Source organism: Roseomonas aeriglobus, from assembly GCA_016937575.1.
Taxonomy (GTDB): Bacteria; Pseudomonadota; Alphaproteobacteria; order Sphingomonadales; family Sphingomonadaceae; genus Sphingomonas; species Sphingomonas aerigloba.
On sequence record JAFHKN010000002.1, the window covers coordinates 732332 to 744516 of the forward strand.

Below are 12185 nucleotides of genomic sequence, written 5' to 3' on the forward strand. Positions count from 1 at the left end.
CAAAAGCCAAGCGCCAGGACAGGAAAGATCGACCGATTCAGCAATCTGCGCCGATTCCTTGATCCGAACGCAGAGCTGGCGGCCACCTCATGAACCGACGGCACATTACGAAGCGCTACGATCGATGCCCTAGGAACGCCAGCATCAGCCTGGCATAAGCTGAACAAGCGGCCACGTAGGTAGCGGTTAGGTCGCCGCAAACGTCCTCCTTTGGGTCAAGCGATTAAGTCGTCCGTCACACGCGAAATGCGCTGATCAATGCGCGCAAAGCAGGAGTGACTCGCCGATCGGGGTAGTAGAGGCGGCAGCCTGGATAGCTCGGGCACCAGGTCGCAAGGACCTGAACAAGCCGTCCATCGGCAATCTCGTCTGCCACATCATGCTCCATCATATAGCCTAGTCCAGCTCCGGCGCGCACCGCCGCTCCCGCCAGGATTTCGTCGTTGACGATGAGCTGCCCGGGTACCCGCAGCCGCACGTCCCGACCGGCATCCTCGAACTCCCACGGAAGCAGGCCACCGCCGCCAAGCAGACGATAGTTGACGCAGACATGGCGATCGAGATCCGCCGGCGTCTCAGGCGGCGCGTGGCGCGCGAAGTACGCGGGGGTGCCGACCACGACCGTGCGTAGATCCGGACCGACCGGTACGGTCACCATGTCGCGCTCGACCGCCTCGCCGAGCCGGATGCCAGCGTCGAAGCCACCCGCCACCAGGTCGATCAGCCGGTCCTCGACGATGACCTCCACCGACACGTCGGGATGGTCGAGCAGAAAGCGTGGCAGTCGCGGCGCCAGGATGGTGCGCGCCGCATAGCCGAATGTCGTCAGCCGCACCGTGCCCGACGGTGCGCCGCGCCAGTCCGCGAGAGATGCCAAACCCTGCGTCACCTGTGCCAGTGCTGGGGTGAGCGAGCGCAGGAGCTGCTCGCCCGCGGCGGTCGGTGCCACCGAACGGGTCGTGCGGGCAAGGAGCCGGACGCCGAGCCGCTTCTCCAGTGCCTTCATTGCGTGGCTGAGGGCCGATGGTGAGAGGCCGAGTTCCGCGGCCGCCCGTGTGAAGCTGCGGTGCCTTGCGACGCTGGCAAATGTCGCAAGATCATCGAGGTCGCCGCGCCGCATTGATGCACCATGCTCATAAGCCTTTGCGGTTCGCAACGGCTAATCCCGCAATCTTTCATGTCTTACCTTCGCAGCGATACGAGGAGTGATGAGCCATGGACATGACCAATTACCGGACGCTTGGTCGCTCGGGGCTGGCGGTAAGCCCGCTGGCGCTGGGCACGATGACCTTTGGTGCCGGCCGCTGGGGGGCTGACGAGGCGGGATCGCGCGCGATCTTCGACGCCTATGCCGACATAGGCGGTAACTTCATCGACACGGCGGACGTCTACTCCGGCGGTGAAAGCGAGGCGATGGTCGGTCGCTTCCTGCGCGAGCGCGGCGGCCGTGACCGGATGGTCATTGCCACCAAGTCGGGCTTCCCGCGCGGCGAAGGCAATCCGCTTGCCGGCGGCAACTCGGCGCGCAACATCCGCGACGGCCTGGAGGGATCGCTCAGGCGGCTCGGCACAAGCCATATCGATATGTACTGGACGCACGTGTGGGATCGCACGACGCCGGTCGAGGAGGTGCTGCGCGCCCTGACAGATGCGGTGCGGCGGGGCGACATCCTCTACTACGGCTTCTCCAATGCGCCTGCCTGGTACGTCGCGCAGATCGCGACGCTGGCCCGCGCGCACGGGCTGCCCGAGCCGATCGGACTGCAGTACAGCTATTCGCTGATCGATCGCGGTGTGGAATTGGATCTGGCGCCCGCGGGTCGGGCGCTCGGTTTGGGACTGGTGGCGTGGAGCCCGCTTGCCTTCGGAATGCTCACGGGCAAGTACGGGCGAGAGAAGCTTGCCGCCTTCGGACCGGCTGGCAGCGTGCCGAACAAGGGCGGTGACCATATCGGCGGCAGCGATGGCCGTCTCAACGGCGATAACCCCTATGGGGGTATGCTGTTCACGGAGGCGAACTTCGGCATCGTGGACGAGCTACGCGCTGTGGCCGACCAATTGGGCCGACCCATGGCACAGGTGGCGCTTGCCTGGGTCGCGGGGAGGGCGGGCGTCTCATCGGTTCTGATGGGAGCGAGCCGGCTCGAGCAGGTGCAGGAAAACGCGGCGTCACTCGACATCGTGTTGACGCCAGATCAGCAGCAGCGGCTGGACGCGGTAGGAGCGCCACCGCGGCTCAATCCCTACTTCATCTTCGACCTGCCGCTCGAAAGCATCTTCGGCGTGAGCGCCGTGCAGGCCTGGAGGTAGCGCCAGCCGCCTTGTTGTCGACGGTCACGGCCCAATCGTCGTCTGGGATGTGGCAACGCCGACGGCGCTACGGCGCTCTGCCATAGCCGCAGCTCGGCTGACGTACCTGTCGGTCAGGAAGGATCGTTTGAGGCCGACAGCGGTAATTTGGTCGCTTACGACCATGAACGAGCGTCTGCTTCTGGGCACCGCCGCCACCCGCCGGAATGGCCTTCGTTCCGTCCAACGCGTCTCGGACTCGCGAGCAAAACCGACCCGCTTTTTCGCCGTTTCATCAGACCGGTTCGGGACCCCGAACCGGCCGTTCTAGCTATTCGCATCAGCCTCGTTCCCTACGTCCGCGGGCCGCTTTGGGCGAATGCAATTGGGACAGGTTTTAGGAGAACGGCTTGAGCGGGAGGCATCTGACGCGCGAGCCTGCCGATGCTGCCCCTCTGAACATCCGTTATTGGGGAAAGCTGGACCGCTTACGCCCCCTGCACTCGGGCGATCCGATCGTCAGGCGACAGGTCCGCGAACCGTTTGTCAAAATCAGCTGCGATATCGGCCAACGTTACGTCGGCAAGTCGTCGCAGCAACACCGTCTCCGCCTCGCGCATTGCAGTCTCCAGCGAACCGTTGACGGCCTGTTCCACCAGACAAGCAGGATCGGGATCAGCCGGACCGAGTGCAAAGATCCGGTTCTCACCAAGCGCGCGATGCACGTCGAGCATGGTGATGTCGTCGAGCTTGGCCGTCATCGACCAACCTCCACCATGTCCTTTGACCGAGCGCACGTAACCGGCATCGCGAAGACCCGCCATCGTTCGGCGGACCACGACTGGATTGGTGCCCAGCATGATCGCGGCAGCATCAGACGTCAGCGGGCCGTCCATGCGGCCCATATGGATCAGCAGATGCAGCATTCTGGAAAGGCGCGCGTCCAAATTCACGATCTCCAATACCGTACCATCGTGATATCATGTCACATTCAATGTTGCAAAAGACCAAGCTCCCGTTCATGTAACCCGGGAAGTTATGAGAAGGGCAAGCATGTACGACGTGATCGTGGTCGGCGGAAGTTTTGCGGGCATGTCGGCTGCGATGCAGCTGGCACGCGGGCGACAGAATGTGCTGGTGATCGATGCCGGAGCGCCGCGAAACCGCTTCGCAGACGAGGCGCATGGCTTTCTGGGACAGGATGGACGCGCGCCTGCGGCGATCATGGGTGATGCCCGTTGCCAGTTGCTGCGCTATCCGACCGTGGAGGTCATGTCCGGTGAGGCCGTGGGTGCGAGGGCACTCGGCGACGGTTTTGCAATCGAGCTGTCGGGCGGCGGCGAACACAGCGCCAAACGCCTGATCCTGGCGACGGGTGTTTCGGATCAGTTGCCGGCGATCCCCGGCATGAACGAACGCTGGGGAGAGACCGTGCTCCATTGTCCGTACTGTCATGGATATGAAGTGCGCGACCTGCCGCTCGGCGTGATCGCAGCGCATCCCATGTCGGCGCATCAGGCGATGCTCATCCCGGACTGGGGCCCGACGACGTACTTCACACAGGGGGAGTTCGAGCCGGAGGCGGCCGAGCTCGACGCGTTCGTCGCACGTGGCATCACCATCGAGCGCACGCCCGTGGTGGAGTTGCTGGGCGACGCGCCAGCGCTCGATGGTGTCCGCCTTGCCGATGGACGCTTCGTTCAGGTGGCTGCGGTCTTCACTGCGCCGCGAACGAGTCCAGCCACGCCGCTTGCTACGATGCTGGGGTGCGTACACGAGGATGGACCTACGGGGCCGTACGTGAAGGTCGATCAGTGGGGAGCTACCTCAGTCGCGGGCGTGTGGGCAGCAGGGGACGCGGCCACCCCGATGCACAATGCCACGCTTGCGTCCGCGGCGGGCGTGCTGGCGGGCATCGGCGCACATCAGGCTTCCGTTCGTGCTAGGGCAGGGTGAGCCGTTCAGCTGGCGGAGTGCGACATCGACCGACAGTACGGGCGATGATGGTCCGCCCGCATGCTCGACGATGCGGATGCGGTAATAGTCATACCGCATCCGCATGCGGTTAGAACGCGTGACGCATGCCGATCACGAAGTTGCGACCGCGGAGCGGCGATTGATCCTTCACGAACGAGGTGTGCACGAACGCCAGCTCGTTGAGCAGATTGCGGCCGCGAACGTACAGCTCGACCGCTTTGGCTTGGCCAAGATCGAAGCGGTAGGCGAGCGTCGCGTTGAGCATGTCGTACCCCGGCGTCCGCGTCTCGTAAGAGGCGACCTTGTCCTGATCGAACGTGTGGTAATATTCGAGCTCGGCGTTAAGCGATCCGGTCTCGTAGGTGTAGCGGCCGCCCAATCGCCCGGGTGAAATGCGCGGCAGATTGTCGTTGCTGTTCTTTATATTGGTGTCGACATAGTCGCCGAACACGGTCAGCCTCGCTGCCGGATGCACCTGATAGCTGACCTGTCCATCCAGCCCCCTGAATTCCACATCGGCAGCGTTGTAGGCCAGCATGTTGGCACGCACGCCGGTTTCGCTGTTGCTCTGGATGAGGCGCGCAAAGATGTAATCGCTGATATCCTGGTAGAATACGCCGACCTCGACCTGCAGAGGTCCGGCCGCCTTTCGCAAGGTAAGATTGACCGAGTTGGTCTTCTCCATCAGGTCTGGCGCGCTGGGTGCGAACTGAATCGGGAAATCCTCCCAGAGAAAGTCGGCCGGTGATTGGGTCAGCCCCAGCTCGTAGCTGTTGGTCGCCAGATTCACGCCGTTGGCGAAAAGCTCGCGCACGCTGGGCCCGCGCTCGGTATGCGCCAGCGCCAGCGATACGGCGTATCCGGCCTGCACGTTCCAGGTTGCGCCGAACGATGCCGAGAAGGGATTGTGCTTCAGGTCTGGATTGCCTTCAGGCCAATAGTCTCGCTGTTCTTGTTCGACCGCTTCGCGCCAGTTGGGGCCATAATAGCCGACGTAAAAGGCTTCGGCTTCCGGTGAGACGTTGGCGAAGAAGGGACCGGGGATGGGCGTGCGGATCGTGCGCCAGTCCTTGCGCGCGGCGATCTCGACATCGACATTGCCGAAGCTGCGCCGCTCGCTGAGAAAGACGCCGACGTTCTCCGTCCTGCGCTGAAGTGTGCCGGAAAAGCCGATGTCACTGGCCGGCGGCAAATGGATGGCATTGACGTCGAGGCCGCTGAAGGTAGCGTCGGTATATTGTGCGCCCAGCGTTCCGGTGAAGCCGAACAGCGGTCGATGGGTCAGTTCCACGCGGCCGTCCCACACCTCGTTCCTGAAGCGGGCGAACAGCGTGGGACCGTCAATCTCGTCGTGGTTATAGTCTGTATAGGAACCGCGCAGGCGAAAGTGCGCCAGACCGGGCAGAAGGTCGTCATAGTCCGCGCGCACATCGACCCGGTCGCTGCTTAGACGGATGAACGCGGTCAGCTCATCCGGCGTGGTGACGTTGTAACCGATGCTGCCGTGGGGACGGCAGTGGAAGTCGAGCCGATCGAAATAATAGTCCCCGTGGCACGCGCTGGCGGCGTGGCTATGCCCGGGCAGACCATATTCGTTCTCCACTCGCGTATAGGCGGCGCCCAGGTAGCCCTTGGTCGTGATCCATGAGCCACCGAATGCGTAGCTGGTGCTGTCGGCGAAGGAGTCCCGCAGTCTGCCGGTCCCGAACCGGTTCGGCACATCGTAATCCTCGGCGCGGCGCCGTGCGCCTTCGGCATGGATCGCGAATTGGCCGATCCCCGCCGTCACGCGGCCGATAACCGTCTTCTCGTCGTCACCGGTGCCGTAGCGTGCTTCGGTTCCGCCGGTCAGCCCGCCTTCGGGCACCGCCTTGGGCACTTTGCTGTCGATCAGGTTGATCGCGCCGTTGGTGGCGTTGCCGCCATAGCGAATCGCTGCCGGTCCGCGCTGGATCTCGATGGCATCGAGCAGCAGAGGATCGGTCGTGATCGCATGGTCCGGCGAGATCGACGACACGTCGAACAGATTTGCGCCATCGGTCAGTATCTCGATACGCGGCATCGTCTGACCGCGAATGACCGGCCGCGATGCGCCGCCCCCGAAATTGTCCAGGTGGACGCCAGGCAACCCTGCCAGCGTTTCGCCCAAGCCGCCTTGGCGGCGGTGCGCCAGTTCCGCGCCTTCCAGCACTTGTACCGGGACCGGCGTTTGAGCCACGTCCAGCGACCGCCCCGTTACGATGATGTCATTGGAGGCTGATGACTCGCGACGTTCGCTATCCGTTTTCTCGACCTCGACCTCGGCCTCGCCATCATGTCCGCGAGCCATTTCTGGCGTACCGACGACGAACGCCGCCGATGCCAGGAATGCCGCACCGCCCCGCTTGATCTGCTTTATGTACAATGCCTTAGCCTCCACCCGATCGGATAGGGCTTAATGAGATGTTACAACATTCCGTCAACCGGGAACGTCCTAACCTCATTTGGTGAGTCATAATTCCATCGGTTGCAGCGGGAACGCTGCCGTCAAACAGTCAGTTGACATAGTCGACTGCACAAACATATTAGCACGTGTTTATATGTTTGTGGGTGTATGACACAGGACGAAGGTATCCAGCTTGCGGAGCTGTTCCGCCTCCTCGGTGAGCCGAACCGGCTTCGCTTGGTCGTGGCCTGTCTCGACGGGCCGCGTTCGGTGGGCGAGCTGACCGAAGACGTCGGCGTCAGCCAAAGCCTCGTCTCGCAGCACCTCCGGCTGCTGCGTGCCGGGCGATTGCTCAAGCAGACGCGGGCGGGGCGCAATGTCTTTTACGAGCTGCCCGACTGCCACGTCCGTACCATGCTGACGAACATGATGGACCACGTGCTCGAACCCGAAGACCACTTACACGAGGAATAGAAGATGAGCGTCAATGTCGAGATGGTGAAGTGCGCCTGCACCGATTGCGTCTGTGTCGTCAGCACCAGCAACGGTGTCGAAGCCGAAGGTCGCATTTTCTGCGGTGAGAATTGTGCCAACCATCATCAGCAGTCGGCCGGCTGCGACCATGCCGGTTGTCCCTGCCACGGTTGATCTGCGGTAAAGCGACTTGGCGGGACCGGCGAAAGCCGGTCCCGATCCGCGTCAGATTTCGAGACGAAGCGACGCCCGCACCGTCCGGGGGGCGCCGGGATAGATCCACAAGGCGCTATACGAGCTGGCGGCATAGCGTTGATCGAGCAGATTGTCGGCCTCGAGACGGAAGCGAAGCCTCTCGACCAGCGGCGCTTCGATCGCCGCCTTTACCTTCACATATTCGGGCAGCACCACCGGATTGGCCGTGAGCGATCCCGCCCGGTCGCCGACATAGGCAACGCCCCCGCTCAATTGCCAGTCGCCACGGGCGGTCGGGATGCGATGGACCACCAGCAATGTGCCCGAATGCTCGGGCACGTTCAGCACGTCCGGCGTCGGAAACGCCGTGTCATCTGCCTTCGCATCGAGCCAGGCGTAATTGGCGACGATCTGCCAGCGGTTGCCGAGCCGCGCCGAGGCGTCCAGCTCGATCCCACGGCTGACGATGCTTCCAACGGGCGCGAGGAAGTTCGCATCGACCGGATCGGTCGTCAGAATGTCCTGCTTGCGGATGTCAAACCACGTAGCCGCCAGATCGACACCGGGCAGCTTGGCCGCGACCCCCACCTCGTAGCCGCGCCCCTTTTCCGGGCCGAAGCCCGCTCCATTGCGATCGGTGCCGGTGTTCAGCGAGAAGTTCTCACCCCAATTGGCATGCACCGCGATCACGTCGGTGAGGCGGTAACGCGCACCGGCGCGGAAGTTGATCGGCGCGTCGATGTTGCGGCCGATACCGCCGGTGTTGTTGTTGACGATCTTCTGCCGGTACGGATCGATCCGCGCACCTCCGACCAGCGTCAGCCGGTCGGTGACGTCCCACATGTCCTGCACGTAGAAGGTGCCCGCCCAGCGGCTCTCGTCGTTGTTGGTGAAGGGGCGCAGCGGCGCTGCGACCGATGATCCGTAAACCGGATTGTACAGGTCGATCGCATAGGGAGCGGCAGCCGAGGGGTTGATGCGCAACCAACGCTCGCCGTAAAAGAAACGATATCCCTTCACGCCTGCGCTGACCCGATGCCGGCCGATCTGTCCGGCGAGCTCCAGGCGGGCTGAGAGGTCATCGACGCTGAAGTCACGCGACCGGCGCTGTCGCCACAAGGCGCTCCCCACGATGCGTGACTGGTCGGCAGACAGGCCTTTGAGCGTTCCCGTCCGCCAGACCACGCCGCCGTTCAGCGTCCAGTTCCCGCCGAGGTCCGCCAGAGCGGTCACCTGGTGCTGGTCCTGTCGTGACCTGGTGATGCCGTTCGAAGGTTCGCCGTAGTAATTCGAACGCGGCAAGGCGTTGGCATCGCCGTTGATCGCAGGAATGCCACGATCGAAGGGCGTGTCATATTGGCTGAATTCACCGGTGTAGGTCAGGCGCAGCGCATCGCTCGGCTGCCAGGTCAGCGACGGCGAGACAACGCGTCGGCGCAGGGTGACGGTGTCGCGCCATCCATCGCTGTCCTCGCCGGCGACCACGATCCGGGCGGCCAGGGTCCGGGTCAATGGGCCGGTCGCGTCGAGTTCGATACGGCGCGTGTTGAACGAGCCATAACTGACCATCGCATTCGCATGCGGGGTGAAGCGTGGCACCTTAGTCACGATGTTGACCCGTCCGCCGGGATCAACATCTCCGAAGAGCGCGCCTGCCGGTCCCTTCAGCACTTCGACCCGTTCGGTCGTCGCCGGATCGCGCGGCGGGGCCATGCCGCGGTTGGCAAGGAAGCCGTTCAGATAATATTCCGCGCCTCCATCCGGAGTGCCGAGAAACCCACGAACGGCGAAATTGTCGATGACACCGCCACGGTTGTTCTGCTGGCTGAAACCGCTGACGAGTTCGAGGGCGTCGCTCAGCCGATACGTTCCTGCTGCATCCAGAACGTCGCGTTCGATCGATCGGCTCGACTGTGACATGCGCTCGGTGACGCGATCCGACGACAGCGCCCGATCGACGGTGTTGCGGGTGCCCAGAACGACGATCTCATCGCCGTCGTCCTTCTCGGCAGCCTCCTGTGCCGCCACGGCGAACGGCGCGAAACCAAGCGCAAGCGAGAGGGCAACTGCGGACGTACGCAGTCGCAAACGAAGGGGCGTGTAAGACATTGCTGCTCCGGGATGCAGCGCACGAACAGGCGCTGCGAATATTGGGTATGTTGCAACGTATCATAGAGCCGTTGTGCTGCAACGCAACAGCATCTGCGTATCTCTCTGATGGGTTCAGACGGACGGCATCGCCGGGCACGCCGGATGGGCTACACGCTGAGCTCTGAACATATCGAACTGAAAGCGCCGCGCGCCCGAACGTAGCTCGGCGACACGCTAGCGGTAACGTGCATCGACCAGCTTTCCGATCGCCGGGATACAGCACGGAACAGGCTGAAACAGCCAAGTGGCGGAGCGGGAGGCCGCTTACGCTTGTTCCTGCGCGTTCCCTGGACTGCCCTAACTGACTGTTTCTTTTGGTTATAATAACAATAGGTTCCTGCGCATTCCAATGCGTTCAAGCCTATTCTGAAAACTTTTGTGTGCTGATATGTGGGGTGCGAATCGATAGCAGAATGTTGGGCGGAAGGTTCGATGAGCGGTTACAAACCAGCCGGTAGGCATCAGGAACGCAAGCTGACGGCGGCAGCAGTTCGTAACCTTGGCCCTGGACTACATGGGGATGGCGGGAATCTCTATTTGCGTGTCGATCCATCCGGCGCCAGGCGATGGATCGTTCGGCTGACGGTACAGGGCAAACGGCGTGACCACGGATTAGGTTCGGCAAGCCTTGTAAGCCTAGCTGAGGCCCGCGAAGCTGCCCTACAACATCGAAAGATCGCGCGGGTAGGTGATGATCCCCTAGCGGAGAAGCGTCGCTCCCAGAGCGTTCCTTCGTTCAAAAAATCGGCATTGCTGTTCCACGAGCAGAACGAACCCCATTGGCGGAACGACAAACACCGGAAGCAGTGGTTGTCGACGATGGAAACCTACGTTTTTCCGACAATGGGTTCGAAGTCGGTGGGCAAAGTCGAAAGCGCCGACATCATCGCCGCGCTCGATCCAATTTGGGGTGCGAAACCTGAAACGGCCCGCCGCATCAAGCAGCGCATCGGTATCGTCCTGAAGTGGGCAATCGCCCGCGGATATCGAACCGATAATCCAGCCGACGCTGTTCAGCAGGGGCTACCTAAGCCGGATAAATTCAAAAAGAAGAATATGCCTGCCCTCCCGTATGGTGAGGTTTCGGATGCTATCGAGAAAATCACTGCATCGAAGGCTTCTGACGTTACAAAACTCACGTTTCAATTTCTTGTTCATACTGCTTGTCGGTCGGGTGAAGTGCGAAACGCGCAGTGGAAAGAATTTGATCTAGAAAATGCTCTTTGGGAAATTCCTGGTTCCAGAATGAAGGCAAAGAAGGCCCATACAGTGCCGCTTAGTGCCGCAGCGCTGGCTATCCTCACGCGGGCCAAGGAATGGCGCCAGCCAGATTGCGACCTGGTTTTTCCGAGTCTTTCTGGCAAACCGCTTTCGGATATGACTCTTTCGAAACTGATGAAGGAACGGAATATCCCTGCCGTTCCGCACGGGTTTCGAGCGACATTCCGGGAATGGGCTGGTGAGACGACGAACCATGCCAGGGAAGTCATCGAACACGCCCTTGCCCATCAATTACCCGACAAAACCGAAGCTGCGTATGCCCGAACGACGCTAATCGCTAAGCGCCGGGTGCTGATGGAGGATTGGTCGAAATTCCTGACCCAAAGGGGTGGCAGCGATGGCAAGGATGTGGCCGTTGAAAAATAAAGTTTGAGGCGCTCCTGCGTGCTTTCTTTTTGAAAAAACTCAGGAAATCTTTTTAAAGCAGATGAAGTAACTTTTCTCGTAATCATAAGAAATCGTGCTGATTGACGGATATTCTTTCGCTTCCTAACTGGTGTTCAGACAGTGGAGGAAAGCATGAGTATCGATCGCATCCTACGCCGGAAGGAAGTTGAAAAGGTTGTTGGCCTCAGTCGCAGTGCCATCTATGCTGCGATGGATAAAGGGCGCTTTCCTCGGCCTATCCAACTTGGGCCTAGGGCTGTAGGTTGGAGAGAAAGCGCAATTACTGATTGGATGGATAATCAACCTCTTTCTAATGGTTGGTGATAATAAGTTAAATTATCTTTGTTTCTAAGTTAACTTATTTTCATTTATGTAAACTTATTGTTTGGTCATAACAATGACAAGGCTGATTATAATTATCAGCCCCGTCGTTGCAGAGTGTTGAATTAGGTTGCTATCTAGGCGGGTGCTTAGGGGGCGCGCTGTAGCGCCAAATATCAAAAGCAGCAGGCCTGGACCAGGATTCCATCCTGCCCGTCCTTCAAAATGTAAGAGACACCGCCACCCCGGTAGTCCTCGACCTCACGCCTCGGCAAAAACCAGCGGGATCGTCGGCAACAGTCATCGACTATTTGCCTGAATTCCTCAATTGTAACATGCGGCGGTCGTTTCGCGCAAGCGTGAATATGCCACATGCCGCCGTAACTTCTTTCAAGTACGGTAATATTGGGGATGATGCGCTTTCTGCGACGAAGTTTGCGCTTACCATATAGGCGACGATTTACCTCATTCCAAAAGCCTTTCATGGCCCTTTCGTAGGCTAAATACGAACCAGGAATGAAGCTAGACATGTCGTTCTGGATGCCTTGCCTGACAGTCAAAACAATCCAGGTATTTGGATTAACTTTTTTTTCTAGTTCTTCGATATGTTTAGTTTTCATCAAATAATCATTTTTACATATACCGCTTGTTAGTCTTATTATCTTTTTCTGCGACGCGGCGAAAG

General features: G+C 60.6%; 11 protein-coding genes. 6 read left to right on the forward strand and 5 right to left on the reverse strand.

Annotation, left to right across the window (positions count from 1 at the left end):
- Positions 1 to 235 precede the first annotated feature (235 nt).
- Complete coding sequence (locus tag JW805_03970; GenBank protein MBN2971171.1) at positions 236 to 1120, reverse strand: LysR family transcriptional regulator; 885 nt, start codon at positions 1118 to 1120, stop codon at positions 236 to 238.
- A gap of 95 nt (positions 1121 to 1215) precedes the next feature.
- Here JW805_03970 and JW805_03975 point away from each other — a divergent pair, with 95 nt between their 5' ends.
- Positions 1216 to 2310: an aldo/keto reductase gene (locus JW805_03975; protein MBN2971172.1), complete on the forward strand. Its 1095-nt coding sequence runs from the start codon at positions 1216 to 1218 to the stop codon at positions 2308 to 2310.
- Positions 2311 to 2777: 467 nt separating this feature from the next.
- On the opposite strand, the gene JW805_03980 is transcribed toward JW805_03975, so the two are convergent.
- A complete protein-coding gene (locus JW805_03980) occupies positions 2778 to 3242 on the reverse strand; it encodes an Rrf2 family transcriptional regulator (GenBank protein ID MBN2971173.1) in 465 nt (154 codons plus the stop codon).
- Between the two features lie 100 nt (positions 3243 to 3342).
- Here JW805_03980 and JW805_03985 point away from each other — a divergent pair, with 100 nt between their 5' ends.
- Positions 3343 to 4245 carry an NAD(P)/FAD-dependent oxidoreductase gene (locus JW805_03985; GenBank protein ID MBN2971174.1) on the forward strand — a complete coding sequence of 301 codons (903 nt, stop codon included), beginning with the start codon at positions 3343 to 3345 and terminating at the stop codon, positions 4243 to 4245.
- Positions 4246 to 4354: 109 nt separating this feature from the next.
- Here the strand turns inward: JW805_03985 and JW805_03990 are convergent, their stop codons facing one another.
- Positions 4355 to 6670 carry a TonB-dependent receptor gene (locus tag JW805_03990; protein MBN2971175.1) on the reverse strand — a complete coding sequence of 772 codons (2316 nt, stop codon included), beginning with the start codon at positions 6668 to 6670 and terminating at the stop codon, positions 4355 to 4357.
- A gap of 189 nt (positions 6671 to 6859) precedes the next feature.
- Here JW805_03990 and JW805_03995 point away from each other — a divergent pair, with 189 nt between their 5' ends.
- Complete coding sequence (locus JW805_03995) at positions 6860 to 7165, forward strand: winged helix-turn-helix transcriptional regulator (GenBank protein ID MBN2971176.1); 306 nt, start codon at positions 6860 to 6862, stop codon at positions 7163 to 7165.
- Between the two features lie 3 nt (positions 7166 to 7168).
- Positions 7169 to 7339: a hypothetical protein gene (locus tag JW805_04000; protein ID MBN2971177.1), complete on the forward strand. Its 171-nt coding sequence runs from the start codon at positions 7169 to 7171 to the stop codon at positions 7337 to 7339.
- A 51-nt stretch (positions 7340 to 7390) separates the two neighbouring features.
- Here the strand turns inward: JW805_04000 and JW805_04005 are convergent, their stop codons facing one another.
- Positions 7391 to 9388 carry a TonB-dependent siderophore receptor gene (locus JW805_04005; GenBank protein MBN2971178.1) on the reverse strand — a complete coding sequence of 666 codons (1998 nt, stop codon included), beginning with the start codon at positions 9386 to 9388 and terminating at the stop codon, positions 7391 to 7393.
- A 555-nt stretch (positions 9389 to 9943) separates the two neighbouring features.
- On the opposite strand from JW805_04005, the gene JW805_04010 reads away from it, so the two are divergent.
- Positions 9944 to 11158 (forward strand): tyrosine-type recombinase/integrase, encoded by a 1215-nt coding sequence (locus JW805_04010; GenBank protein MBN2971179.1) that lies wholly within the window; start codon positions 9944 to 9946, stop codon positions 11156 to 11158.
- Positions 11159 to 11311: 153 nt separating this feature from the next.
- Positions 11312 to 11503 carry an AlpA family transcriptional regulator gene (locus JW805_04015; protein MBN2971180.1) on the forward strand — a complete coding sequence of 64 codons (192 nt, stop codon included), beginning with the start codon at positions 11312 to 11314 and terminating at the stop codon, positions 11501 to 11503.
- A 173-nt stretch (positions 11504 to 11676) separates the two neighbouring features.
- On the opposite strand, the gene JW805_04020 is transcribed toward JW805_04015, so the two are convergent.
- Positions 11677 to 12120: a hypothetical protein gene (locus JW805_04020; protein MBN2971181.1), complete on the reverse strand. Its 444-nt coding sequence runs from the start codon at positions 12118 to 12120 to the stop codon at positions 11677 to 11679.
- Positions 12121 to 12185 lie beyond the last annotated feature (65 nt).